Annotated in this window: 29 protein-coding genes; 19 read left to right on the top strand and 10 right to left on the bottom strand. The window is 56.1% G+C overall.

Annotated features, from left to right (window positions below; all coding sequences use genetic code 11):
• The first annotated feature begins 10 nt into the window (after positions 1-10).
• The 4 genes from AC1RKC_RS06810 to AC1RKC_RS06825 all read left to right on the top strand — a co-directional run bounded on the left by AC1RKC_RS06810 (position 11) and on the right by AC1RKC_RS06825 (position 3,232).
• Positions 11-454, top strand: coding sequence for an acetyltransferase (locus AC1RKC_RS06810; protein WP_020825815.1), 444 nt, complete (start codon positions 11-13; stop codon positions 452-454).
• Positions 455-706: 252 nt separating this feature from the next.
• Positions 707-1,732: a methionine ABC transporter ATP-binding protein gene (locus AC1RKC_RS06815; RefSeq protein ID WP_020825814.1), complete on the top strand. Its 1,026-nt coding sequence runs from the start codon at positions 707-709 to the stop codon at positions 1,730-1,732.
• A complete protein-coding gene (locus AC1RKC_RS06820; protein ID WP_020825813.1) occupies positions 1,725-2,393 on the top strand; it encodes a methionine ABC transporter permease in 669 nt (222 codons plus the stop codon). The genes AC1RKC_RS06815 and AC1RKC_RS06820 overlap by 8 nt, the downstream gene beginning before the upstream one ends.
• Positions 2,394-2,410: 17 nt before the next feature.
• On the top strand, positions 2,411-3,232 hold the full coding sequence (locus AC1RKC_RS06825; protein WP_020825812.1) for a MetQ/NlpA family ABC transporter substrate-binding protein: 822 nt from the start codon (positions 2,411-2,413) through the stop codon (positions 3,230-3,232).
• A 51-nt stretch (positions 3,233-3,283) separates the two neighbouring features.
• On the opposite strand, the gene AC1RKC_RS06830 is transcribed toward AC1RKC_RS06825, so the two are convergent.
• Complete coding sequence (locus tag AC1RKC_RS06830) at positions 3,284-3,928, bottom strand: TetR/AcrR family transcriptional regulator (RefSeq protein ID WP_046374192.1); 645 nt, start codon at positions 3,926-3,928, stop codon at positions 3,284-3,286.
• Between the two features lie 175 nt (positions 3,929-4,103).
• Between AC1RKC_RS06830 and bhsA (AC1RKC_RS06835) the strand changes: the two genes are divergently transcribed.
• On the top strand, positions 4,104-4,361 hold the full coding sequence (bhsA, locus tag AC1RKC_RS06835) for a multiple stress resistance protein BhsA (protein WP_020825810.1): 258 nt from the start codon (positions 4,104-4,106) through the stop codon (positions 4,359-4,361).
• 203 nt (positions 4,362-4,564) lie between these two features.
• Positions 4,565-4,822, top strand: coding sequence for a multiple stress resistance protein BhsA (bhsA, locus tag AC1RKC_RS06840; protein ID WP_020825809.1), 258 nt, complete (start codon positions 4,565-4,567; stop codon positions 4,820-4,822).
• 63 nt (positions 4,823-4,885) lie between these two features.
• Here bhsA (AC1RKC_RS06840) and AC1RKC_RS06845 read toward each other — a convergent pair whose 3' ends face one another.
• Complete coding sequence (locus AC1RKC_RS06845) at positions 4,886-5,809, bottom strand: bifunctional helix-turn-helix transcriptional regulator/GNAT family N-acetyltransferase (RefSeq protein WP_261286606.1); 924 nt, start codon at positions 5,807-5,809, stop codon at positions 4,886-4,888.
• Between the two features lie 465 nt (positions 5,810-6,274).
• Here AC1RKC_RS06845 and AC1RKC_RS06850 point away from each other — a divergent pair, with 465 nt between their 5' ends.
• The 5 genes from AC1RKC_RS06850 to AC1RKC_RS06870 all read left to right on the top strand — a co-directional run bounded on the left by AC1RKC_RS06850 (position 6,275) and on the right by AC1RKC_RS06870 (position 10,571).
• Positions 6,275-6,946: a CsgG/HfaB family protein gene (locus tag AC1RKC_RS06850; protein WP_020825807.1), complete on the top strand. Its 672-nt coding sequence runs from the start codon at positions 6,275-6,277 to the stop codon at positions 6,944-6,946.
• Between the two features lie 18 nt (positions 6,947-6,964).
• Positions 6,965-7,321: a DUF4810 domain-containing protein gene (locus AC1RKC_RS06855; RefSeq protein WP_041414320.1), complete on the top strand. Its 357-nt coding sequence runs from the start codon at positions 6,965-6,967 to the stop codon at positions 7,319-7,321.
• Positions 7,318-7,977, top strand: a complete 660-nt coding sequence (locus AC1RKC_RS06860; RefSeq protein WP_020825805.1) for a DUF799 domain-containing protein — start codon at positions 7,318-7,320, stop codon at positions 7,975-7,977. The genes AC1RKC_RS06855 and AC1RKC_RS06860 overlap by 4 nt, the downstream gene beginning before the upstream one ends.
• 131 nt (positions 7,978-8,108) lie before the next feature.
• A complete protein-coding gene (gene amyA / locus AC1RKC_RS06865) occupies positions 8,109-9,599 on the top strand; it encodes an alpha-amylase (protein ID WP_142815695.1) in 1,491 nt (496 codons plus the stop codon).
• Positions 9,600-9,722: 123 nt separating this feature from the next.
• Positions 9,723-10,571, top strand: a complete 849-nt coding sequence (locus tag AC1RKC_RS06870) for a PA4780 family RIO1-like protein kinase (RefSeq protein WP_020825803.1) — start codon at positions 9,723-9,725, stop codon at positions 10,569-10,571.
• A gap of 29 nt (positions 10,572-10,600) precedes the next feature.
• On the opposite strand, the gene AC1RKC_RS06875 is transcribed toward AC1RKC_RS06870, so the two are convergent.
• Positions 10,601-10,819 (bottom strand): DUF7661 family protein, encoded by a 219-nt coding sequence (locus AC1RKC_RS06875; protein WP_041414319.1) that lies wholly within the window; start codon positions 10,817-10,819, stop codon positions 10,601-10,603.
• Between the two features lie 70 nt (positions 10,820-10,889).
• Between AC1RKC_RS06875 and AC1RKC_RS06880 the strand changes: the two genes are divergently transcribed.
• Entirely contained in the window at positions 10,890-11,702 is an 813-nt protein-coding gene (locus AC1RKC_RS06880; protein ID WP_261286607.1) for an AraC family transcriptional regulator, read from the top strand.
• On the opposite strand, the gene AC1RKC_RS06885 is transcribed toward AC1RKC_RS06880, so the two are convergent.
• Both AC1RKC_RS06885 and lsrG read right to left on the bottom strand, forming a co-directional pair.
• Positions 11,699-12,292, bottom strand: coding sequence for a LysE family translocator (locus tag AC1RKC_RS06885; RefSeq protein WP_261156774.1), 594 nt, complete (start codon positions 12,290-12,292; stop codon positions 11,699-11,701). The two genes, AC1RKC_RS06880 and AC1RKC_RS06885, sit on opposite strands and share 4 nt — an antisense overlap.
• A gap of 85 nt (positions 12,293-12,377) precedes the next feature.
• Positions 12,378-12,671, bottom strand: a complete 294-nt coding sequence (lsrG, locus tag AC1RKC_RS06890; protein ID WP_020825799.1) for a (4S)-4-hydroxy-5-phosphonooxypentane-2,3-dione isomerase — start codon at positions 12,669-12,671, stop codon at positions 12,378-12,380.
• A gap of 186 nt (positions 12,672-12,857) precedes the next feature.
• Between lsrG and lsrK the strand changes: the two genes are divergently transcribed.
• From lsrK to AC1RKC_RS06925, 7 genes are all read left to right on the top strand, one after another.
• A complete protein-coding gene (lsrK, locus tag AC1RKC_RS06895; protein ID WP_046374197.1) occupies positions 12,858-14,423 on the top strand; it encodes an autoinducer-2 kinase in 1,566 nt (521 codons plus the stop codon).
• A 235-nt stretch (positions 14,424-14,658) separates the two neighbouring features.
• Complete coding sequence (locus tag AC1RKC_RS06900; protein ID WP_020825797.1) at positions 14,659-15,843, top strand: MFS transporter; 1,185 nt, start codon at positions 14,659-14,661, stop codon at positions 15,841-15,843.
• 210 nt (positions 15,844-16,053) lie between these two features.
• The gene (locus AC1RKC_RS06905) at positions 16,054-16,947 is read left to right on the top strand and encodes a LysR family transcriptional regulator (RefSeq protein ID WP_334647422.1); all 894 of its coding nucleotides are present in this window, start codon (positions 16,054-16,056) and stop codon (positions 16,945-16,947) included.
• A 52-nt stretch (positions 16,948-16,999) separates the two neighbouring features.
• Positions 17,000-17,461, top strand: a complete 462-nt coding sequence (locus AC1RKC_RS06910; RefSeq protein WP_020825795.1) for a GNAT family N-acetyltransferase — start codon at positions 17,000-17,002, stop codon at positions 17,459-17,461.
• A gap of 58 nt (positions 17,462-17,519) precedes the next feature.
• Complete coding sequence (gene yajD, locus AC1RKC_RS06915; RefSeq protein WP_020825794.1) at positions 17,520-17,861, top strand: HNH nuclease YajD; 342 nt, start codon at positions 17,520-17,522, stop codon at positions 17,859-17,861.
• Between the two features lie 277 nt (positions 17,862-18,138).
• A complete protein-coding gene (locus AC1RKC_RS06920; protein WP_493091770.1) occupies positions 18,139-18,774 on the top strand; it encodes a division plane positioning ATPase MipZ in 636 nt (211 codons plus the stop codon).
• A complete protein-coding gene (locus AC1RKC_RS06925; protein WP_020825792.1) occupies positions 18,771-19,067 on the top strand; it encodes a hypothetical protein in 297 nt (98 codons plus the stop codon). The genes AC1RKC_RS06920 and AC1RKC_RS06925 overlap by 4 nt, the downstream gene beginning before the upstream one ends.
• Positions 19,068-19,103: 36 nt before the next feature.
• On the opposite strand, the gene AC1RKC_RS06930 is transcribed toward AC1RKC_RS06925, so the two are convergent.
• The 5 genes from AC1RKC_RS06930 to bglX all read right to left on the bottom strand — a co-directional run bounded on the left by AC1RKC_RS06930 (position 19,104) and on the right by bglX (position 25,114).
• On the bottom strand, positions 19,104-19,829 hold the full coding sequence (locus tag AC1RKC_RS06930) for a substrate-binding domain-containing protein (protein WP_261439874.1): 726 nt from the start codon (positions 19,827-19,829) through the stop codon (positions 19,104-19,106).
• Positions 19,822-20,601, bottom strand: a complete 780-nt coding sequence (locus AC1RKC_RS06935) for an ABC transporter ATP-binding protein (RefSeq protein WP_493091768.1) — start codon at positions 20,599-20,601, stop codon at positions 19,822-19,824. The genes AC1RKC_RS06930 and AC1RKC_RS06935 overlap by 8 nt, the downstream gene beginning before the upstream one ends.
• Positions 20,594-21,592, bottom strand: a complete 999-nt coding sequence (locus AC1RKC_RS06940; RefSeq protein ID WP_493091767.1) for a FecCD family ABC transporter permease — start codon at positions 21,590-21,592, stop codon at positions 20,594-20,596. Before AC1RKC_RS06940 ends, AC1RKC_RS06935 begins: the two co-directional genes overlap by 8 nt.
• Positions 21,589-22,629 carry an ABC transporter substrate-binding protein gene (locus AC1RKC_RS06945; RefSeq protein ID WP_048761328.1) on the bottom strand — a complete coding sequence of 347 codons (1,041 nt, stop codon included), beginning with the start codon at positions 22,627-22,629 and terminating at the stop codon, positions 21,589-21,591. Before AC1RKC_RS06945 ends, AC1RKC_RS06940 begins: the two co-directional genes overlap by 4 nt.
• 187 nt (positions 22,630-22,816) lie before the next feature.
• Positions 22,817-25,114 carry a beta-glucosidase BglX gene (gene bglX / locus AC1RKC_RS06950; protein WP_493091765.1) on the bottom strand — a complete coding sequence of 766 codons (2,298 nt, stop codon included), beginning with the start codon at positions 25,112-25,114 and terminating at the stop codon, positions 22,817-22,819.
• Positions 25,115-25,141 lie beyond the last annotated feature (27 nt).

Genomic DNA, 25,141 nt, shown 5'->3' on the forward strand with positions numbered 1-25,141 from the left:
GGGAGTTACCATGTTCACTATCCGAGCTCGCGCGGCAGAAGACAATGCGCAACTGGTGGAGATTTGGCAGCGTTCGGTACGCGCTACCCACCATTTTCTTACCGAAGAAGACATCGCCAAGCTCTATCCGTTGGTGCTGAACGATTACCTGCCTGCGGTCAACGTTTGGGTTGCCGTGGACGGCACCGGCCAGCCCTGCGGTTTTATCGGACTGAGCGGCAACAAAGTGGAAATGCTGTTTATCGATCAGGATCAGCGCGGCAAGGGCGTCGGCAAGGCACTGCTGGAGCATGCGGAAACCTTGCATAACGAGTTGCAGCTGGACGTTAATGAACAGAACCCGCAGGCCAGCGGTTTTTACCGCCACTACGGGTTTGAAATCACCGGGCGTTCCGCGCTCGACGGCCAGGGCAACCCTTTCCCGCTGCTGCACATGAAGCTCGCCAAACGCTAACGCCACCCCCTCGGCCATGGTATGCCCTGGCCGTCGTTTTACCATCACTTCCGCTCATCACTTGATATACCAAATCAGAATAACTAATAGAATTTACATTCTTCCTGTCACTATAAACCCCCGGTAGGATTGGCCCGTATTCACCCAGCAACAGAGGTTCCGTCTGCCCTTATCCCAAGAAGCCGATCCCTTTCCGGCGTGACGCGCTCCGGACGGAATTCTGTGATGTATTAAATAAGGATTCGCTTCTCTATGATCGTTCTTTCGAACGTTTGCAAAACTTTTGACAGCGCACAGGGCCGCGTTGTCGCAGTGGATGACGTCAACCTGACGGTCGAGGCCGGGCAAATCTACGGCATCATCGGCTACAGCGGCGCCGGTAAAAGCACGCTGATCCGCTTGCTGAACGGGCTGGAAACGCCCAGCAGCGGCAGCATTCAGGTTGAAGGTTTCGATATCGCCGGAGCCGAAGGCAATGCCTTGCGCCAGGCGCGGTTGAAAATCAGCATGGTGTTCCAACACTTCAACCTGCTGTGGTCACGCACCGTCAGTCAGAACATTGCTTTTTCCATGCAAATCGCCGGCGTGCCCAAAGCACAGATTAAACCGCGAGTGGCGGAGCTGGTCGCACTGGTTGGGCTGCAGGGCCGCGAAGATGCTTATCCGTCGCAGTTGAGCGGCGGACAAAAACAGCGCGTCGGCATTGCCCGCGCGCTGGCCAACAATCCGGGGGTTTTACTGTGTGATGAAGCCACTTCGGCGCTCGACCCTCAAACCACAGACTCGATTCTCGATTTGCTGCTGGACATCAATCGCAAGCTGAACCTGACCATTGTGCTGATCACCCATGAAATGCACGTCGTGCGTAAAATTTGCCACCGGGTGGCAGTGATGGAAAACGGTCGCATCGTAGAGGAAGGCCCGGTGATTGACGTGTTCACCCGGCCGCAGCAGCCGATCACCCAACAGTTCGTCAAACAGGTTTCGCAATATCAGGAAACCGAGGAAAGCTTCAATCCGCTGTTGAGCCAACATCTGTCGGGCGCGATTTTCAAGCTGACGTTTGTCGGCGTGCAGACCCATCAGGCGGTGATTTCTGACGTTATCCTGCGTTACAAGGTAAGTATCAACATTCTGCACGGCAAAATCAGTCAAACCCTGAATGGTTCCTTTGGCGAACTTTACATTCACGTCGAAGGCAACGACCTGCAAATCGACAGCATGCTGAAGCTGTTGAAAGAGCAACAGATCGCCGTTGAGGTCATTAAACATGCTTGAGTCACTGTTCCCTCACCTGCGTCTTGATTCGTTGTTGAACGCCACCTGGGAAACCCTGTATATGACCGGGATCGCCGGTTTGGCGACGCTGGTACTCGGCATCGTCCTCGGGGTGTTGCTGTTCCTGACCTCCCGCGGTCAGCTGCTGCAAAACCGGGCCGTCTATTCGCTGATTTCAGTGCTGGTCAACGTGTTCCGTTCCATTCCTTTCATCATTCTGATCGTGTTGTTGATCCCGTTCACCAAGACGTTGATCGGCACCATTCTCGGCGCCGATGCGGCATTGCCGGCGCTAATCGTCGGCGCGGCACCGTTCTACGCCCGATTGGTCGAGATTGGCCTGCGCGAAGTCGACAAAGGAGTGATTGAGGCGGCGCGATCGATGGGCGCCAAAACCAGCACCATTATCTTCCGCGTGCTGCTGCCGGAATCTTCACCGGCACTGGTTTCAGGCATTACCGTTACTCTGATCGCGCTGGTGAGCTACACCGCAATGGCCGGGGTGATTGGCGCAGGCGGGCTGGGCAATCTGGCCTATCTGGAAGGTTTTCAACGCAACCACGGTGACGTGACGCTGGCCGCAACGCTGACGATTTTATTGATCGTTTTCGTTATCCAGTTCATTGGCGACACCCTTACAACCACGCTCGATAAACGATAAATAACCAGGGAATAATGATGATGAAAAAACAAATTATGATGCTGGCTTTCGCCTCACTGACCGCGTTGGCCTCTTTGGGTGCCTCGGCGGAAACCAAGCTGGTGGTCGGCGCATCTAACGTGCCGCACGCGGAAATCCTCGAGCAGGCCAAGCCGATACTGGCGAAGGAAGGCATAGATTTGGTGATCAAACCTTTCCAGGACTACATCCTGCCGAACACCGCGCTGGCCAGCCACGATATTGACGCCAACTATTTCCAACACGTGCCTTACCTGAATTCGGTGCTTAAGGATCATGCCGACGACAAGAGCTACGACTTTGTCAGCGCCGGCGCTATCCATATCGAACCTATCGGTATTTACTCCAAGAAGTACAAAAGCCTGAAGGATTTACCGGACAACGGCAAAATCATCATGCGTGACGCGGTGGCGGAAGAAGGTCGTATTTTGTCGATCTTTGAAAAAGAGGGCGTGATTAAACTGAAGCCGGGCGTGAGCAAGGTGGATGCGCGCATTTCTGACGTGGTGGAAAACCCGAAACACCTGAAATTCCAGGCCAATGTGGAAGGTGCACTGCTGCCGCAGATGTACAACAACGACGAGGGCGATGCGGTGGTGATTAACGCCAACTACGCCATCGACGCCGGGCTGAACCCGACCAAAGACCCGATTGCGGTGGAAAGCGGCGAAAACAACCCTTATGCCAACATCATCACCGTGCACAAGGCCGACGTGAACAAGCCGGAAATTGTGGCGCTGGTGAAGGTGCTGCACTCCAAGGCGATTCAGGATTTCATCCGCGAAAAATACCAGGGTGCGGTGATCCCGGTTAACCAATAATACCGACCAAGGCCGCAGCGATGCGGCCTTTATTCCTGTCGTGTGCCCTGCTTAGACCTTATTGCCCACCTGACTCAGGCGCGGCCAGACCAGCATCAACGCATCAACCAAACGCAACAAATCTTCACGGCTAGCGCCTTCGCGTGCCTGAGTCGACATGCCCTCAATGGTACAAATGATAAATTTGGCCAGCAGCGCGGTATCGGTTTTAACCAACAGTTCGCCCTGTTCTACCTTGCGGTCGAAGCAAGCCTTCAGGCTGGCCTCCTGCATATGATGTTTCTTGCGCAGCATCTCGGCCACATCACCAGAAGAAGATGATAACGCCGCGGACGCACAAACCATCAGGCAGCCGGACGGTTTTTCCGGATCGGTGAACAGCTGCGCCAGAGAACGCACATAATCCTCGACGATCTCCGCCACCGGCAAATCCTGCTCCAGCCGTTGGTCGATGCACGTGGTGTATTTTTCCAGGTAGCGCTCTACCGCTGCGCGGAACAACCCTTCTTTATTGCCAAACTCCGCATACAGCGTAGGCGCTTTGGCACCGGTCACCTCGACCAGATCGGCCATCGAGGTGGATTCATAACCATGCAGCCAGAACAGATCGAGTGCGCTGTCCAGCGCACGGTCGCGATCAAACTGCTTCGGTCTGCCACGCGTTTTTTTGGCGCAGACTTCTTCATTGATGCTCATAGACCCTCTCTTATCCCGCTCCGCAGCAGGGCTTGCCAATTAAATTAACGGTCATTATAAAAAAATATTGCGCTCTCGTCGAGAAGAGATTACCATTTAGTTATCGATCGTTAAGTAATTAGCGACAACCAATTTAAATACGCCCATTTACGTTGATAAAACAGGAAATAACTTCATGAAAAACTTAAAAATGACGCTTGCAGCCCTTGCGCTGGCCTCTGTTTCATTCGGCAGCTTCGCCGCCGATCTTGTTAATAGCCAACCGGCAGATCAGCAGAAAGCCGGGGTGATCACCGTCAGCGGGGCTTCAGACCTCACCGCTCTGGAAGCCGGTTTGGCGGCCAAGGCTGACGCAGCCGGGGCAAAATCGTTCCAGATCGTTGGCGCAGGCGGCAACAACCAACTGCACGGCACCGCATTAATTTATAAATAACAATAAGTTGATTAAATAATGCTGGAGTGGCTACGGCTTTTGGCCTTCCAGCAAAAAGCTGTCAGAAAAAATTAATTAACGAACACTAAAAAAATAGTTGCAAAGCGTCGAACAGGCGTCTAACATTAAATTATCGATCGTTAATTAATTTAACGACCCAACAGACAAAACCGTATACAGAATATAAAGATAGGAATAAGACTATGAAAAACCTGAAAATCACCATCGCAGCCATCGCACTGGCCACCGCTTCATTCGGCAGCTTTGCCGCCGATTTGGTTAACGCTCAACCGGCAGATCTGCAAAAAGCTGGCGTAGTCACCGTCAGCGGTGCATCCGACCTGACCAGCCTGGAAAACAAACTGGCGGCCAAAGCGGATGAAGCAGGCGCTAAATCATTCCAGATCATCTCAACTACCGGCGACAACAAGCTGCACGGTACTGCGATCATCTACAATTAATGGCTGAATCAGCTATTGCGCAAAGAGGCGGCCTTGGGCCGCCTTTTGTTTTATGGATGGTGCTCAGCCGCTTTGCAGATTCTTGAGCAGGTAGATATTGCAGCCGTGGTGGCCGGTATTGCCGCGTCTTTCCGTCAGCAGCGTAAAACCCAGCGCATAATACAATCCCAGCGCCTCTTTCAACTGCTCGGTGGTTTCCAGATAACAGTAGCGGTACCCCGCTGCCCGCGCCGCTTTCAGCGCCTGCACCACCATGTAACGCGCCATGCCTAACCCGCGTACGCTGGGTTTGAAAAACAGTTTTTGCAGCTCGCAGTAACCGACGTCACCGCCCGCCAAAGGGGCAATGCCGACGCCCCCCACTACCTGGCCTTCCTGTTCCAGCACCCAATATTTTCCGCCGTTATCCTGGTAAACGCCGGTCAGGCGATCCAAATCGGGATCGTGCAGACTAACGCCTTCCATTTTATCCATGCCGTACTCGCGGAATACGTTGCAAATAATCCCCGCCATCGCGGCATCATCATCCTGGGTTATCGGACGAACCCGCAAAGCGGCGTCACGCTGCTTACGTGCGTTACGTAATGCCGAGGTCATCTTTTTCATCGCGGCCGTAGTGGCAGCCAACTCATCATCGTCCAACTGTGCCAATGCATCCTGCATAAAACCATCGGCATTGGTGTCTATCGCCGCCAGCGTTTTACGGCCCAAACGGGTCAGTTGATTCAGGTTGTGGCGTTTATCGTGCGGATAATCCACCGCTTCAATCATGCTTGCGGAAACCAGGCTACGCACCGCCCGGCTGGCACTGGCCTTATCGATACACAACCGGGTGGCCAGTTCGGTCACGCCCAGGGGTAGCGTGCTGATCTCAATCAGAATATGGATCTGTAATGGTGAAAAACGGCTGCCATTACTCTGTTTATTCAGCATGCCCAGTTCTCTGACCAGGTTGCGCGACAATGCCCTGAAATCTCTGATGTTCACAATCAATGTCCCCGTTGGTACCAGCGCTAAAACACTTCACTTAGTTGATAGTGTTACCTAATATTCATTACCATAACGGATTTTTAAACGGCGTGAAATCTCAATCTCACGAGACACCTGCAGCAATCTGTCGCCTCACGCAGAATTACATTCTTTACTGAATTAAATTTACAAAATAAAAAGCCACAAAATATATATTTTACAAATAATAAACCCATCAAAAACCGGATAATTCCGCAAACCAGATAAAATACGAATGATATCCTTACACAATCCATTGTATTTGAATGAGTTATTTAATCCCCAATAGCGCCAATTATGTCGATATTCAGTTGTATTTTGTTACATATCCATGGCAGGATTGCCCCGTTTAAATAGCACCTGTTATTTGCCCTGCCGTTTAAATTCCTGGCGCAAAACGGTCTGTCTTGCGCGCTTTTATAATCATGGAGAGATTGTATTCCGATGAAAAAATCACTCGTTGTCTGCTCAGTCGCCCTTTCCGTCAGCCTGCTGGCAGGCTGTGCTACTGAATCCTCGCGCTCTCTGGAAGTGCCTAAAGTGGCGTCCTACAACACCAGCTACCAGGGGCAGCGCAGCCCTATCTCCGTCGGCAAGTTCGATAACCGCTCCAGTTATATGAACGGCATCTTCTCCGATGGCGTCGATCGCCTGGGCAACCAGTCAAAAACCATCCTGATCACCCATCTGCAGCAAACCGGCCGCTTCAACGTGCTTGATCGCGCCAATATGGATGAGTTGAAAACTGAAGCCGGCATTAAAGGCCAAACCCAGACGCTGAAAGGCGCCAACTACGTGATCACCGGTGACGTGACCGAATTCGGCCGTAAAGAAGTGGGCGATCACCAGCTGTGGGGCATTCTGGGACGCGGTAAAACGCAGGTGGCCTATGCCAAGGTCAATTTGAATGTGGTCAACGTACAGACCTCAGAAGTGGTTTACTCCACCCAGGGTGCCGGCGAGTACCAACTATCCAACCGTGAAATCATCGGCTTCGGCGGCACCGCCAGCTACGATTCCACCCTCAACGGCAAAGTGTTGGATCTGGCCGTACGCGAAGCGGTCAATAACCTGGTTGCCGGTATCGAAAGTGGCGCATGGCGCCCTGCTAACTAACGGAATAGAAGCAGCAATATGATAACTAAAAAAATGGGTGGGGCGCTGTTCGCAGCGACCCTGCTGGCCGGCTGCGCCGCGCCAAAAACGCTCTACAACTGGGATGGCTATCAAACTTCGATTTACCAATATTACCAACAGGATGGTCAAAGCCCTGAACAACAGATTTTGACGCTAAAAGAAATTGCCGAAAAATCTCGCGCCAAGAATAAAGCCGTGCCGCCGGGCCTGCATGCACAACTGGGGTTGCTGTACAGCAAAACCGGCAATACCGGCCAGGCCATGACCGAGTTCAATACAGAGAAAACGCTGTTCCCGGAATCAGCGCCGTTTATGAATTTCCTGATGGCTAAGGATAAGGGGAGCTTTAAATGAAACGTGCATTAGGTTTCTTCAGCGTCGCCGTTACCCTGCTGTTGAGCGGCTGCGCCAAACAAGCACCTTACGATTATGCAGCCTTCCACGAGAGCAAGCCGAAATCCATCCTGGTGCTCCCCCCTGTCAATCAGTCGCCGGATGTCAAAGCCAGCCATAGCGTCCTTGCCAGCACCACGTTGCCGTTGGCGGAAGCCGGTTACTATGTGCTGCCGGTCGCCGTGGTCGAAGAGACTTTTCAGCAAAACGGCCTGACTAACGCCAACGATATCCGTGCGGTCAGTATCCAAAAGCTGCATAAGATCTTCGGTGCCGACGCTGTGTTGTACCTGGATGTCACACAATACGGCACCAGCTATATCGTTATTAACAGCGAAACGCGCGTTACCGTGAAAGCCAGGTTGGTCGATTTGCGTAACGGCAAACAACTTTGGGCCGGCAGCGCTACCGCCTCCAGCAACGAAAATAACAACAACTCCAGCGGCGGTCTGCTGGGTATGGTAATCAGCGCCGCCATCGCGCAAATTGCCGATACCATCAGTGACAAGGGGTTCGATGTTGGTGCCATCGCCAATACCCGCTTGTTGTCGGCAAACGGCCAGAATGGCGCCATTTTGTATGGCCCGCGCTCGCCGCATTACGCCAGCCAACGCTAACCTCCAAGGGCGGCATATCCGGCCGCCCAAACCTGGTTTCCCTTTTGCCAAAAGTAGCCCATGCTGTAACAGTGATGGGGTGAGCTACCGCTCATCTTGCACCTCCTTTTGGCAAACAGGACGGCTTGCTCATGACGAAAAAAACCACGTTGCTGCAGTTTTTCCATTGGTACTACCCCGATGGCGGTAAGTTATGGCAGGAAGCCGCCGAACGCGCCGAGCAAATTGCCGGAATCGGCATCACCGACCTGTGGCTTCCTCCTGCCTATAAAGGCGCTTCCGGCGGCTATTCGGTAGGTTACGACAGCTATGATCTGTTCGACCTGGGGGAGTTCGATCAAAAAGGCAGTCGCGCCACCAAGTACGGCGATAAAGAGGCGTTGACCCACGCCGCCAACCGGCTGCGGGACAACGGCGTAAGGGTCATTTACGACGTGGTGTTCAACCATAAGCTCGGGGCCGACGATAAAGAGCAGGTGCACGTATACAAAGCGGATGCCAACAACCGCAATGACATCAACGATCAGGGTTTTGACGCCCTGGCCTACACCCGCTTCACCTTTCCAGGGCGGCAAGGTACCTATTCCAAATTCATTTGGGACTACAAATGCTTCGGCGGAGTGGATTACGTAGAACAGCCCGATGAAAAAGGCGTTTTCAAAATCGCCAATGATTACGGCGACGACGGCTGGAACGATCAGGTCGGCGACGAGAAAGGCAACTACGATTACCTGATGGGCGCCGACGTTGAGTTTCGCAACCCCGCCGTGACGGAGGAGCTGAAATACTGGGCTCGCTGGCTGATGGAGACCCTGCCCTGCGACGGTTTCCGGCTGGACGCCGCCAAACACATCCCGGCCTGGTTCTTTAAAGAGTGGGCTGATCATGTGCGTGACAGCGCGCAGCGCGATCTGTTTATCGTCGCCGAATATTGGTCGCACGATCTGGCAGCGTTACAACAGTATATTGACCTGGTCGAGGGCAAAGTGATGCTGTTCGACGTAGCCTTGCACCTGAAGTTTCATCAGGCATCCAAGCAGGGGGACGGGTTCGATATGGCGCAGATTTTCACCGACACCCTGACCGCCGCCGATCCGGCCCATTCGGTCACGCTGGTCGCCAACCACGACACCCAGCCGCTGCAATCGCTGGAAGCTCCGGTCGAACCCTGGTTCAAACCGCTGGCCTATGCTCTGATCCTGCTGCGCGAACAAGGCGTACCCTGCGTGTTCTATCCCGATCTGTACGGTGCCAGCTATAAAGATAAAGGCAGTGACGGCCAGGAATACCAAATTGATATGCCGGTGATCCCGGAGTTGGAAAAGTTGATCCAGGCGCGTCAACGCTTTGCCAACGGCGTGCAAACCGATTATTTTGATGATAAAAACTGCGTCGCTTTCACCCGCAGCGGCACCGCCGATGCCCCTGGCTGCGTGGTGGTGCTCACCAACGGAGCTGAAAGCGGCAAAGCGGTTTCGCTGGGCGATGCTCTGGCACATAAAAGCTGGCGTGATCTGCTCGGCAACCGTCAGGATGAGGTCATCACCGACGAACAGGGACAGGCGACTTTCCCGGTTAACGGCGGCAGCGTCAGCGTTTGGGTGTTGGCGGAAACCCTGTAGCGGGTGCGCCGTTGCGGCGTTCGGTCGCAACGGCGGCAAACTATTTTTTGCCTTTCAGGTCTAAATTGGGGTAACACCTTAGCAAACCATTCACACCGGAGCCTAAATAGGGTACAAGGCTGCATGAAAATTCCAAAACGACTCCAGCCATTGGTAGATGATGGTTTAATTGACGACGTCATCCGCCGTTTGAAAAGTGGCAAAGAAGCCGACGTCTTTATCGTGCGCTGCGGCGAAGAGATCCGCTGCGCCAAAGTCTACAAAGAAGCAGAAAAACGTAACTTCAAGCAGGCCGTGAACTATCAGGAAGGGCGCAAAGTGCGCAACAGCCGTGATGCGCGCGCCATGAGCAAAGGCTCTAAATTCGGCCGCCAGCAGCAGGAAGAAGCCTGGCAGAACACCGAGGTCGATGCGCTGAACCTGCTCGCCAAAGCGGGCGTTCGCGTGCCGCAGCCGGATATCTGTCTGGATGGCGTACTGCTGATGGAACTGATCACCGACGAAGAAGGCCTGGTAGCGCCGCGCTTGAGCGATGTTACCCTGACGCCGGAACAGGCACGGGCCGATCACGCATTGATGATGAACTATGCGGTACGCATGCTGTGTGCCGGGCTGGTGCATGGCGACCTGTCGGAATTCAACGTGCTGATGGACAAAAACGGGCCGGTGATTATCGATCTGCCGCAGGTGGTGGATGCCGCCGCCAACAACCACGCCAAAAGCATGTTCGAACGTGATATCAACAACATGTCGCAGTTTTACGGTCAGTACGCGCCAGAACTGCTCGGCAGCAAATATGCCAAAGAGATTTGGGCGCTGTACCAGGAAGGTAATCTGACCCCGGCGAGCGTGCTGACCGGCAAGTTTGTCGAGAGCAACAAACGCGCCGATGTCGGTTCCGTCCTGGAAGAGATCCAGGCGGCCAGCGAAGAGCACCAACGCCAACTGATGGCCCGCAACGAAGAAGATTAATCCTCCGGCCCTTTTTATCGGGCCGGGGTTTATTCGATCCTGACGACGTCAGGATGGCGTTCCGTCGCGGCTTCGTGGTAAATGTCCCCCAGATAGCCGGCTATCTCGCTTTCGGTCAATTCATCCGGCAACACGATGTCGTAACTGCGCGCATACTTGCGCTCCGGCAACGTCACGCGAAACAGCTGCCATTGCCCCCCTGCCCGTTTGACCCCCAGCAGGCGGCCGAACACATTAAAAATCATCACTCGCATTCCCTCCCCGGCGCGTTTTAGGCTATAACACAAGCTAGCCCCGCCGCATCGAAAAGGAAAGACAATGACCGCTCATGCGCCGCAGTTCTGGCGTGATCCGCAGCTCCCCTTCGTGGAAGCCCGCGCCATTGAAGATGGCCGTAAGGTTTGTTACGCCCTGCACAGCCATGAAATCTTTTCCATCGGCGCCATCACCGACGGCACCAGTATTTATATTAACGGCAGCCAAGCGTTGCAGGTGAGCACCGGCGATGTGGTGATCATCAATCCGCAGCAGGCCCACGCCTGTAACCCCATCGGCGACCAGCGCTGGTCATACATCATGTTTTATATTGATGCCGCCTGGCTGGGTAAATTGCAGCAAGAAATCGTCGGCGGCGACGGCCGTTTTATCCCCTTCACTCAGGTGCTCAGCCGTGACCCCGAACTGTTTGGTGGCCTGAACCGGCTGTATGAGCTACTGATCGACCCACTGCGCTGCCATTTGGAAAAACAGATCGCTCTGGTGGAATACTTCAGCGATTTGCAGACCTCTTTGGGGAATACGCCAGTTACCCCCTACGAGCACCCAAGATTGGCGGCCGCGGCAGCCTTTATCAACGCGCATTGCACCCAACCGCTCACGCTGGAGGCCATCTGCCAGGCGGCAGCGCTTTCGCCCTCATACCTGATACGCGCCTTTAAACAGCGTTACGGCATGACGCCGCATGCTTATCTGGTTAACCAACGCATTCAATTCGGTCACCGGTTGTTGAAACGTGGTTATCCGATCGCCGCAGCGGCCAGCGAAAGCGGTTTTGCCGATCAGGCGCACTTTCAGCGCACCTTCAAACTGTTGCTGGCCGCCACCCCCGGCCAGTACCAAAACCCACGCTAAATGCCGTCGGCCAACAGATAGCAGGCGCTGGCTGCCAACAGCAGCGCCATCAAGCGATTAAAACGCCGTACGTTGCGTGCCTGCCGCAGCAGGCCGGTCAACATCGCGCCGGTGTAAGCCCAGCAGGCCACCGAGGCATAACAGATCACAAAGTAAATTACCGCGAACTGCCACAGCAGCAGGCGATCGCCATCGGCAACAAACGCTCCCAGACTGGCCACCGATGCCAGCCAGGCCTTGGGGTTCAGCCACTGCAACAGCGCGCCGTACCAGAAAGAAGGGGCTTGCGGTTGACTACCCTGCCCCAAGCGGCCGTCGTCAAACGCCAGTTGATACGCCATAAACAACAAAAACGCGATGCCCGCCCACTGGATAACCTGCGTCAGCACCGGCCACAGCGCCAACAGCGTGTTCAGCCCCAGACCTAGCAGGATCAACAGCAGAGTAAACCCCAGCGTGGCGCCCGAAACATGGCGCAGAGTGGCGTTGAAACCGAATTGTGCCCCCGCGCTCAGGGCAACGATATTGACCGGACCGGGGGTGATGGAAGCGGCCAGCGCAAACGCAGCCATGGAAAGATAGATATTCATTAAAGGCACCTGAGAAAGAGTTCACAGATGCCAGACTGACGGCTTGGCTTGTCACTGTATTGAACAGAATTACCCTACGCCGGCGCTAACCCGGCATCAGGCCGATAAAGCTGGTTTTCTTGCGTGGGCCGGTCATCAGCGCTTCCAGTTTCTCCACGCATTGCAGATAGTGCGGCGTCTTTTTGTGAGCGGCGACCGCCTGCTCGTCCCGATAGGCTTCATAAATATAAAACCGCGTCGGGATGGATTCATCTTGCAATACGTCAAAACGCAGGTTGCCCGGCTCTTCTATCGCCCCCAGGTGATTGGCGCGAAAGACCTCAATAAACTCGTCGATTTTGTCCTGTTTAACGTTAATTTCTACCAGTGTGACGTGCATGGCGACTCCTTGTTAAACCTCGAAGGTCAATGTTCTTTCCAACCATAGGTTTAATCCCACAGATTGCCCCTCCGCAAGGGCAATTTTGCTGCCTGGCTCACAAATCCCGCCAGGCCTGTCGCTTCCCCCACCGGGGCGAACAGTACGGCATCTATAGTTAAGGTTCCTCCCCAGAGAGTGTGAGCTATGGATAACTATTTGATGGCGCTGGATGCAGGCACCGGCAGCGTTCGCGCGGTAATCTTCGATCTGGCGGGTAACCAGATCGCTCAGGGCCAGGCGGAATGGCGGCATTTGGCCGTGCCGGGCGTGCCCGGTTCCATGGAGTTTGACCTCAGCCACAACTGGCAGCTGACCTGCCAATGTATCCGCCAGGCGTTGCAAAACGCCGGTCTCTCTGGCCAGGCCATCCGTTCCGTGGCCTGCTGCTCCATGCGTGAAGGCATCGTACTCTACGATCGCGACGGCGTGCCGATCTGGGCCTGCGCCAACGTTGATGCCCGTGCCAGCCAGGAAGTCAGCGAACTGAAAGAGCTGCATAACCATAATTTTGAGCGCGAGGTTTACCAGTATTCAGGCCAAACGCTGGCGTTGAGCGCCATGCCGCGCCTGCTGTGGCTGGCGCATCACCGGCCGGACATTTACCGTCAGGCGGCAACGCTGACCATGATCAGCGACTGGCTGGCAAATATGCTCAGCGGTGAACTGGCGGTGGATCCCTCCAACGCCGGTACCACCGGCATGCTCGACTTGGTCAACCGCGACTGGCGTCCGGCGCTGCTCGATATGGCCGGACTGCGTGCCGATATGCTGTCACCGGTGAAAGAGACCGGCTGTGTGCTGGGACACATCACCGAACAGGCGGCACAGCAAAGCGGCTTACTGCGCGGCACACCGGTCGTGATGGGCGGCGGCGATGTGCAACTGGGCAGCCTGGGGCTGGGGGTGGTGCATGCCGGGCAGACAGCCGTGTTGGGCGGCACCTTCTGGCAACAGATCGTCAATCTGCCTGAACCGGCCACCGATCCGGAGATGAACATTCGTATCAACCCACACGTGATCCCCGGCATGGCACAAGCGGAGTCGATAAGTTTCTTCACCGGGTTGACCATGCGCTGGTTCCGCGACGCCTTCTGTGCCGAAGAGAAGCTGCTGGCGGAACGGCTGGGGGTCGATGCCTACAGCCTGCTGGAAGAGATGGCGGCGCGCGTGCCGCCTGGGGCCTACGGCGTGATGCCGATATTTTCCGACGCCATGCATTTCAAGACCTGGTACCACGCCGCGCCGTCGTTTATTAACCTGTCGCTCGACCCGGAGCGCTGCAATAAGCAGACCCTGTTCCGTGCGCTGGAAGAAAATGCCGCCATTGTGTCGGCCTGCAATCTGGAACAAATCGCCAGCTTCTCCGGCGTGCAGGCCCGTTCGCTGGTGTTCGCCGGCGGCGGCTCGAAGGGCAAGCTGTGGAGCCAAATCCTTAGCGACGTTACCGGCCTGACGGTGCGTGTGCCGGTGGTGAAAGAAGCCACCGCGCTGGGTTGCGCGATTGCCGCTGGGGTGGGGGCGGGACTGTATGAATCGTTGGCGCAAACCGGGGAACAGCTGGTGCGTTGGGAGCGAGAATATCAGCCGGATATGGCCAACCATGAGCTGTACCGGCAGCAAAAAGAAACCTGGCGTCAGGTGTATGCCGATCAGCTCACCCTGGTCGATCACGGCCTGACCACCTCGATGTGGAAAGCGCCGGGCTTGTAATACACGACCGGGTGCAGCCTGCTGCACCCATCGCATAAGCTTATGCCAATTAAACATTTAGCCAGCCTGACGGCCGATAGCCCATGCCAGACTGGCCGCGCGCGATTATTCCCCCTCAGAAACAGTGTAACCACCGCAAACGGATTTATCCGCCGCAGAGGCCTGCGTAAATTGTGATCTCTGTCACTCCGCGCCTACCGCGCGGTTTACGCATCCACCTGGGACGAGCGGTACTATGCTGAATAATAATGAGAAACCTGCACCATCACCCTGGCTGGCGATCTTCTCGCTGACCGTCGCCTGCTTTGTGATGGTTACCACCGAATTTCTACCGATTGGCCTGCTGACCAATATCGCCCCATCGCTGGACGTCAGCACCGGCAAAGCCGGACTGATGGTGACCGTGCCCGGTATCGTCGCGGCAATCGCCGCCCCTGCCCTCAGTCTGGCGGCCGGTCGGCTCGATCGTCGCCTGCTGATGCTGGCATTGAGCGTGCTATTGACGGTTTCCAACCTGGTCTCCGCACTGGCGGTAAACTTCCCCATGATGTTGCTGGGCCGCGTGCTGCTGGGCATTTGCGTCGGCGGTTTTTGGGCCTTTGCCGCCAACTACGGCCGCCATCTGGTGCCGGAAGCCAGCCAGGGCCGGGCCACTGCGCTTATCCTGAGCGGCATTTCGGTCGGTGCCGTTTGCGGCGTTCCTGCCGGTGCGTTGATTGGAGACCTGTTCGGCTGGCGCGCCGCTTTCTTTGGCAGCGCGGTGCTGGCGGTCGGGGTGTTATTGGCACAGCTGCGCCTGCTAACATCGGTACCCCCCACCCGGCCGGTTACGCCACGCGATCTGCTGTTGCCGCTGCGTCTGCCAATGGCGCGTACCGGGCTTATTGCCATCGTGCTGCTGTTTATCGGCCATTTTGCCGCCTACACCTACCTGAAACCGCTGCTGCAGCAGGTATTCGTCCTCAGCCCGTCGGCGATTTCGCTGCAGCTGCTGGCCTATGGCGCCATTGGCCTGCTCGGAACCTTTTTGGGCGAGAGGCTGGCCGAACGCAGCCTGCGCGCCACCTTTATCCTGATTGCCGCCATGTTGGCTGCCATCCTGATTGTGTCGCCGTTCCTCAGCGGCATCGCCGGGGCTACGCTGATGGTGATGGTATGGGGGTTGGCGTTCGGCGCCGTGCCGGTGTGCGCTACCAACTGGATGTTCGCTGCGGTACCGCAGGCACCGGAGGCCGGCCAGGCACTGTTGGTCTGCGTGATCCAGATAGCCCTGGCCTCCGGCGCGCTGCTGGGTGGAGAAGTGGTTGACTGGCAGGGCGTCAGCAGCGCCATGTTGTTCGGTGGCGCACTGACCCTGTCCGCAGCGCTGGTATTCGGCCTGACCTTGCGCTCCGGCATGATTAGCGCTAAACAGTCATAATCATTATTTACTGGCAGAAACACTCCCCGGCTTGCCGCCGGGGTCAGACGGCTGACAAAGTCCTCTGTGCTTAAAAGTCATGTTTTGTGCACTAATAAAAACAAAGAATGATGTCTTCAGGTTTACCCCAAACATCCGAAAACCACGCTTTTCGGGTGTTTGTCATCAAATTCACCCCGGCTTGCCGCCGGGGTTTGCACTGAGAGCGCTATGGATCATCATTTACTCGCTATCCGGGTGTTTAACCGCGTGGTGGAAACCGGCGGCTTCACCCGTGCCGCAGACTCGTTGCGGATGCCCAAAGCCACCGTCACCAAGCTGATCCAGAGCCTGGAAGATCACCTGCAAACCAAGCTGTTCAAGCGCACCACCCGCAGCGTGTCGGTAACGCCCGAAGGCGAATGTTACTACCAACGAACGGTTAAATGGCTGGCAGAGCTGGAGCAAATGGAAGGCAGCATGACCGAGTCGCAGAGTGCGCCGCAGGGCGTGCTGCGCATCGACGTTGGCGGTGCCACCGCTCGCCAACTGCTGTTGCCGGCGCTGCCGGACTTTATTGCCCGCTATCCGCAAATACAGATTGATCTGGGCGTGGGCGATCGACTCATCGACCTGATCAACGACAGCGCCGACTGCGTAATCCGCAGCGGTCCGCTTGCCGACTCCAGCCTGATTGCCCGCCGGTTGTTCGAGCTTGAATGGGTAACCTGCGCAACCCAGGCCTATCTGGCTCATTACGGTACGCCGCAGCATCCCTGCGATCTGGAACTGGGTTATCCGCTGGCACACTATCGTCATGCGTTGAACGATCGTATCCTGCCGCTGCACTTCGTCGATCGAGGCAAAGAAATCGATATCCAGCACCGCTATCACGTCAGCGTCAACGAAAGCAATGCGCTGCTGGCGGCGGCGCTGGCCGGATTGGGTATCATCCAAACCTTCCGTTTTATGGCACAACCGCATCTGGACAGCGGCGAGCTGGTCAGCCTGCTGCACGACTGGCAACCACCGGCTGAGCAGATGTATGTGGTGTACCCCTCCAACCGCCATCTGAGCGCCAAAATGCGGGTATTTATCGATTGGGCGATCGAGACCTTCAAATAGGCGAAAATCGTCGCTATAGTTGTCTGCCCTTGGGCAAAAAATGAACCGAATCATGCGTATCGAACGACTTTCTGCGCATCGCCAGCGCATTGGTGAACTGGCCGCTTTACTGCATCAGGAGTGGCAGGACTTCCCCCCGTGGAGCTGCCGAGAGAAAATCAGCCAGCGCCTGGAACAGCGCTGTGAACCACAGCACCCCGGGCTGGCGCTGTTGGCTTTGTCACCGCAACAACAGATCCTCGGAACCGCCAGCCTGATCGTTTACGAACTGGCAGATAAGCCAGAGCGCAAGTTCTGGCTGGGGGAAGTCTTTACCCATCCACAACACCGCGGCCAGGGCGTGGCTAGCGAACTGATCGCCCAGTGCATTGCCCACTGCCGACGGGAACAGATCACCGCGCTGTATCTCTACACGCCCGACCAACAACCGCTTTATCAGAAACTGGGCTGGCAACCTGTTGAGCAACGTGAAGTTTGTGGCGAAACCGTCACGGTGATGTGCCGCACGCTGTAAGCCGGCGCTTTGTGGTATTATTTTACGCATTATTATTATCACCCGACGGGCATACACCATGGCATATATCCCAAAAAACTACGCGAGGCTGGAGACTGGCTACCGCGAAAAAGCGCTGAAAATCTTTCCCTGGGTCTGCGGACGCTGCTCGCGTGAGTTTGTGTACTCCAACCTGCGCGAACTGACGGTTCACCATATCGATCACGACCACAGCAACAACCCGGAAGACGGCAGCAACTGGGAAATGCTGTGCCTGTATTGTCACGACCATGAGCATTCAAAATACACCGAAGCCGATCAGTATGGCTCAACGGTTGTTGCCGGTGAAGATGCGCAAAAAGACGTCGGTCTCGCGACCCATAACCCGTTCGCCAACCTGAAGTCGATGTTGAAAAAGTAGCGTTCTGGCAGCGTCATCATTAGCAGCTTAATAACTTATTAAGCTGCTAAATTAAAAAAATCCTTCCGCTTGTCCCCCCTTCCCAGAACATTCCTACTTACCCGCTGACTACGTTACCAGCAAAATAGGCTGTAAAGTTAACCGCATACTGGCTTGGCAAGCCGCCGACATTGGTGCATATTGTTCAGGCTCTGTTGTAGTTAACCTGTTTAGTTATCAACCTAATAAGCATATTAACTTAATAAGTTACCAGCTTAATAACTTGAGGGATGGCAGCATGATTGTTTTGATTGGCTCGCAAAAGGGTGGCGTAGGGAAATCGACCAAGGCGGTCAATATCGCCGGATATCTGATCCTCAAGCAGGGAAAAACGGCCATCATCGTCGATGCCGACGATCAGAAATCAATCATGACCTGGTATAACGATCGCCAAAATGTTGAAGGTCTGCCGCATATTCCGGTGGTTGCCGCCTCGGGTAAAATCAAAGATACGCTGCTGGAGCTGGATCGCCATTACGACTATGTGATTGTCGACACCGCCGGCCGCGACAGCGCCGAACTGCGCTCGGGCCTGTTAGCCGCCGATCTGTTCCTTTCTCCGCTGCGCCCGTCGCAGATGGATCTGGACACCGTCGGGTATCTGTCTGAAATGTTCGCCACGGCGCAAGAATATAACGAGAAGGTGAAAGGCTACATCGTGCTGAACATGTGCCCGACCAACATCTTCATTAATGAAGCCAACGAAGCGGCGCAGGTATTAAGCGAATACCCGGAACTGACGCTGGTCAGTAACCGCCTGTGCGACCGCAAGATTTACCGCGACGCCTGGGGCGAGGCGATTACCGTGCATGAGGCGCATAACGAAAAAGCGCAGGCGGAAATCGAAAGCCTGGTGAAGGAGGTGATCCTGTGAAAAAACGCACCCCAACCCATCGCATGTCGGAAGACGAATTTATCAATAGCGCCACGTCGCACACTTTGCTGGTTCCCGCCCCCGAAGCCAAGCCGCAGGGTCGCAAACGCACTTACAAAGCCATTTCAGTCAGCCTGACCGATAATCACGTCGACGCCATCGATGAAATCATTGTGCAGGCGGCGCGTAACGGCGTGGTGCGCATTACCCGCTCCGATATCATCAAGCTGGCGATTGACGGCCTGGCGGAGAAGAGCGAAGAACATCTGATGCAACTGCTGAAAAAGCTGTAATAGCCTCTTAACCTGCCAACTTAATAAGCCATTAGCTCACCAGGTTGGCAGGTAAAAACCCTGTTCACGCAGTATCACCTGCCCCTGTTCCGCCAGAATAAACTCGGCCAAAGGCTGTGCCCGTCCATCCAACAGACACAGACCGTAGTCGGCCTCAATCGTCAGCGAAGGCGGTAACTGCCGCACCACCAACTCGGGAAACCTTGCCAACGCCGCACCATAGCTGGCGTAACCGAGGAAGATATCCGCCTGTCCGCTGTTGAGCAGATACTCAGCCGCCGGCCGGTCCATCGGCAACGGCGCTGAATCTGGGCCACCCACCAGAGCCAAAGCCCGTTGCCGCAGGGCTGTCCCCTGCCCCGGCAACAGGGATTCAATACGTTCAAATAATTGCAGCGCATAGTCACCGGAAGGATCGGCACCCGGCGTTGAGGTCGCCACCCGCCAACGCGAGTCCAGCAGTACCTCCAACAATGGGCGTTCTGTTAGTCCGGCACTATTACGTACCGTCGCGCATAACCGGTTACGGGCAAAAGTTTGTACCCGTGGCGATAAATGCAGATCGACCAATCGCTGCGGATGCGCCAGATTGGCCGAAGCGAAAACATGCGGCCGTTCACCGGCTTCAATGCGCTGACGCAGCAGGCCTGCGGGACCAAATACCGCATCTACAACCTCGCCGGTTTGTGCCTGAAACGCGGCCAGCAGCGGCCCAAATGCCACGCGCAGGCTACCGGCGGCAAACAGCAGAAGATTACTCATGATGACGCTCCCTTTGACTGCGATATAAAGGCACCAGCGTTTCAAACTGCCGCCCCTCAATCTGCAAAGCCACCCGCTCAATCGCCAAATCAAACAGTGGCGACAAGCACTCGGCCGTCAGCACCCTGGCACAGGGCCCGATTTGATGCTGTCCCTCGGCCCCCAGCAGCAAGGCGCGATCGGCCACCGCATGAGCATGATTGGGTTGATGGGTTGAAAACATCACCGCCATCTGTCGTTCCCGCGCCAGTGACGAGATCAGGCTCAGCACCCGATCCTGGTGATGAAGATCCAATGCCGAAGTGGGTTCATCCAGTATCAGTACCTCGCAGCTCATCGCCAGTGCGCGGGCAATCAGCACCAGTTGCCGCTGTCCGCCCGATAAACTGCCAAATTCGCGGTCGGCAAAGCCCAACATATCCAGCGACTGCAGGGCTTCTTTCGCCAGCCGATGATCCTGCGCCGAAGGAGAGCGGAACAACCCCACATAACGCGCTCGCCCCATCAGCACGATATCCAGCACCCGATAGGCAAAAGGCGCCGTGAAATGCTGCGGCACAAAACCGATGCCGCCGGCACATTCAACCGCCCCCTGTTGCAGCGGCAGGGTGCCGAGCAACAGCTGCATCAGGGTACTTTTACCGCGCCCGTTGGGCCCCAGTACCGCCAAGACTTCGCCACGCGACACTTGCAGGCTCAGCGCGTTAAACAAAGGCGCTTGGCCGGGCCAACCAAAACTGAGATCTTTAACCGTCAGTAATGTCTCAGCCATGCCAACCTCTCAGTTGCGCACGGCGCAGCAGCAACGCAAACAGCGGTGCGCCAATCAATGCCGTTAAAATGCCCAGCGGAATTTCACTGCTGCTCAGCGTGCGTGCCAAATCGTCGATCAACACCATATACAACGCCCCCAAACACAGAGAAGCCGGTAACAGACGACGATGATCGGGGCCAACCAGCAGCCGGGCAACGTGCGGAATAACCAACCCGACCCAGCCAATGCTACCGCTGACCGCCACCTGCGCGGCGACAATCGCGGCGCACAACGTCAGGATCAGCCAGCGGGTGCGCTCGACGTTAATGCCCAGTGCAGCGGCATCCTCATCCCCCATCGACAGCAAATTGATTCTCCAGCGCAATGCCAATAACAGCCCGCCGGCCAACAACAACGGCAGGAAAAGCATCAACAGTTTATTGTTGTCGGCGGTGGCGAAGCTGCCCAGCAGCCAGAACACGATGCTCGGCAGTTTCTCTTCGGTATCGGCCAGGTATTGCAACAGGCTGACGCAGGCGGAGAAAAAGCCGCTGAGGATCACCCCAGCCAGCACCAGCGACAAAATATTGCGCCGGGCGATGGCGCTGGTAATGGCAAAAATCAGCAGCAACGCCGCCATGCCGAATACAAATGCAGACAGCAACAGCGCGGCCATCGGCAGGCTAAGTAAAATTGCCAGCGTGCCGCCAAAAGCTGCACCGGAAGAGACACCGATGATATGCGGATCCACCAGCGGATTACGAAAGACCCCCTGCAGCGCGGCGCCACACAGGGCCAGAGAGGCGCCGGCCCCCATCGCCAATAACACTCTGGGTACGCGAACCCCTAGAATCACCTGGCGTTGAACCGCATCAATAGCGCCGTTCGGGCCGGTCAACGGCTCCAGCAGGATCATCAAACTGTGAACTGCCGATACCGGGTAACGGCCAATCCCCAATGACAGCAGCGCGCAAAGCAACGTCAGCAGGAGCAGCCAGCCAAGCCTCATTGCTCGCTCTGGCAACAGCTGCTGCGATAATACTGCCGGTAATAGGCATCCACCCGCTGCTGCAAATTGACGTCGCTAAAGCGCTGCGGATACAGCTTTTTCGCCATCCAGAGTTCACCCAGCGCCAGCGCTTCCGGCATCGGGTAACCCCAGGCCTTGGCGTATTCCGGCATCAGATAGACGCGTTTATTTTTTACCGCGTCAATCCCCTGCCACTGCGGCGAACTGAGGATTTGCTGCACCACCTCGGGATAACGCTCCTGAACGAAAATCACCGCTGGGTTCCACTTCAGCACGTCTTCAATCGATACCTGCTTAAAACCCTGAATGTCCTTCGCCGCCACGTTTAGCGCACCGGCGTGCTGCATCATCAGTCCGGTGTATTTGCCCGAACCGTAGGTGGTTAAATCCGGATTGGCCATATACACCCGAACCCGTTGGTCCGCAGGCAGGTCTCGCAGCCGGTCGGCCACCAGCGTTCTCTGCTGAAAAACGTCCTGGATCATCGCCTCTGCCTGCGGCTGGTGCCCCATTACCGTGCCGATCAGGCGGATACCGTCCTGCAGGCCAAGGTTATAGGCCTGATCTTCATCATTGAGTACCGGGTTCATTTTCCCGGCCTGATCCGCCGCCTCACGGCGCAACGAAATAGCCACCACCGGAATACCGGCCCGTTCAATCTGGGCAATCATTTCCGGCGGTGCGTAGTTAGCGACAAACACCACCTGCGGGTGCAGGCTGAGCAGGCTTTCGATGTTCACCGAGGTGAGATCGCCCGGCATCGGCATTTTTGCCAACCCAGGAGCCAGTCGCAGATAATTCGGCCCCAGCTGTTTCTTCCAGCTACTGAGCACACCTACCACCTGCGGTAGCGCATCGAGCTGCACCAGCAGGTTCAGCGTCTGGTGTTGCAGCACCACCGCGCGGGTGATGGTATCGGGCAATGTGACCTGTCTGTTGAGTTGGTCGGTGACCTGGCGATCCGCCTGTGCGGCGGAAGAGAAAAGAATAAAAATCAGCAACAAGCGTTTGAACATGGGGGTTTCCGGTGAGCTATCGTTATATATAAAATCATATAGCGATAGCTGTGGCGAAACAATCAGCGGGATCAAAACAACGGGATTTTCCGTGCGAAAGCAGAACGGTTATGCGTTGAAGAGCTTGGGATCTCAAAAGCAACGCAAACCCTCTCCCACCGCGATGAGAGAGGGTCAGAGAGGGTGATTACTTCAGCGTAAAGCTCTGTGTTTGCACGTTGTCGGAATCCAGACCCACCATCACGTTAAACTTGCCCGGTTCCGCGCCCCATTTCAGGCTGGCGTTATAGAACTTGAGATCGTCTTCGGTGATCGGCAGCTCAACAGTCTGCGCCTGGCCCGCTTTCAGCATCACTTTCTTAAAGTTGCGCAGCTCTTTCACCGGACGGCTGACCGAGGCGGTCACGTCCTGCAGGTACAGCTGCACAACGGTGGCACCATCATATTTGCCGGTATTCTTCAGCGTGACGCTGGCGGTGATCTTGCCGTTGCGCGCCATTGTCGGGCTGGAAAGTTTCAGGTCCGACAGGCTGAAGCTGGTGTAGCTCAGGCCATAACCGAAGGGATACAGCGGACCGTTCGGCGAGTCAAAGTAGCGCGAGGTGTATTTGCCCGGGTTTTCCTTGCCGAACGGACGGCCGGTGTTCAGGTGGTTGTAATACATCGGGATCTGACCGACCGAACGCGGGAAGGTCATCGGTAACTTGCCCGACGGGTTGTAATCGCCAAACAGCACGTCGGCAACCGCATTACCGCCTTCGGTACCGCTGTACCAGGTTTCCAGCATCGCATCCGCCTGCTGGCTTTCCCAACTCAGCGCCAGCGGCCGGCCGTTCATCAGCACCAATACCAAAGGCTTGCCGGTGGCTTTCAGCGCTGCGATCAGGTCGCGCTGGCTTTGCGGGATAGTAATATCGGCGCGGCTGGACGCTTCATGCGCCATGCCCTGCGATTCCCCGACCACCGCTACCACCACGTCGGCTTTCTTCGCCGCCTGTACCGCTTCGTCAATCATCTGCTGCGGTGGACGGGTGTCAAACGCCACCGCTGGCTCATACTCGTTCAGGTAGTCGATAATGCTCTTGTCCTGAGTGACGTTGGCCCCCTTGGCATAGAGGATTTTCGCCTTGTCGCCCACCGCACGTTCCAGCCCTTCGCGGAGGGTCACCGACTGTTTGATTACCCCAGCCGCTGACCAGCTGCCCATCACGTCACGCTGGCTGTCGGCCATCGGCCCGACCAGCGCAATGGTCGCCTGTTTGCTTAACGGCAATGTCTGCCGGTCGTTCTTCAACAGCACCATAGTCTTACGCGCGATCACGCGCGCTTCGGCACGGTGCAGGCGGCTTTCGGCATTGGTGTCCTGCGGGTCGGAACCTGCCGGGCCAAGATGGGTGTAAGGGTCTTTAAACAGGCCCATATCATATTTAGTGTTCAACACGTCGCGACAGGCACGGTCAATGTCGCTTTCCGACACCAGCCCGTCTTTCACCAGCCCCGGCAGGTATTGGTCGTAATATTCGTCGCTCATGCTCATGTCGACGCCAGAGGTGATCGCCAGTCGTACTGCATCACGCGCGTCCGCTGCCACACCGTGTTTTATCAGCTCTTTGATCGCACCGTGGTCGCTGATGGTGATGCCCTTGAAGCCCCACTGATCGCGCAGCAGGTCCTTCAGCAGCCATGGGTTAGCGGTGGCCGGAATGCCGTTCACCGAATTGAGCGACACCATGACGCCACCGCTGCCGGCTTCCACCGCCGCTTTATAGGGCGGCAGATAGTCCTGATACATCCGCAATGGGCTCATATCGACGGTGTTGTAGTCGCGGCCGCCTTCAGTAGCGCCGTACAGCGCGAAGTGCTTCACGCTGGCCATGATTGAGCCGGGCCTGGACGGGTCACCGTTTTGGTAGGCATCCACCATCACCTTGGCGATTTTGGATACCAGCCAGGTGTCTTCACCGAAGCCTTCAGAGACCCGGCCCCAACGCGGATCGCGGGTGATGTCGACCATCGGCGAGAAGGTCATGTTCAGGCCGTCGTCGCTGGCTTCCTGCGCCGACACCCGACCGCTGAGTGCGATGGCTTCCAGATCAAAGCTGGCCGCCAACCCGAGGCTGATAGGGAACACGGTACGTTGGCCGTGCACCACGTCATAGGCAAAGAACAGCGGGATTTTCAGGCGGCTGAGCTGCATCGCCTGGTCCTGCATAACGCGGATATCCGGCCGGGTGACGGTGTTGAAGATGGCGCCAATCTGCCCCTTGCTGATGCCATCGCGGATCGCCTCTTTCGGATTATCCGGGCCGACGCTGATTAACCGCAGCTGGCCGATTTTTTCTTCCAGCGTCATCTGCTTCATCAGGTTGGAAACAAAGGCATCGCGCTGCTGGGCACTAACGCCTTGCGTTACGGCGTTTTCCTGTGCAAAAACCGGGCTGATGGCCAGACCGGACAACATACTCACCACACAAAGCCATTTCATATTTTTTATCTCAGGCATGCTCCCGTC

Source organism: Serratia sp. GW822-FHT06E05 (assembly GCF_058799445.1).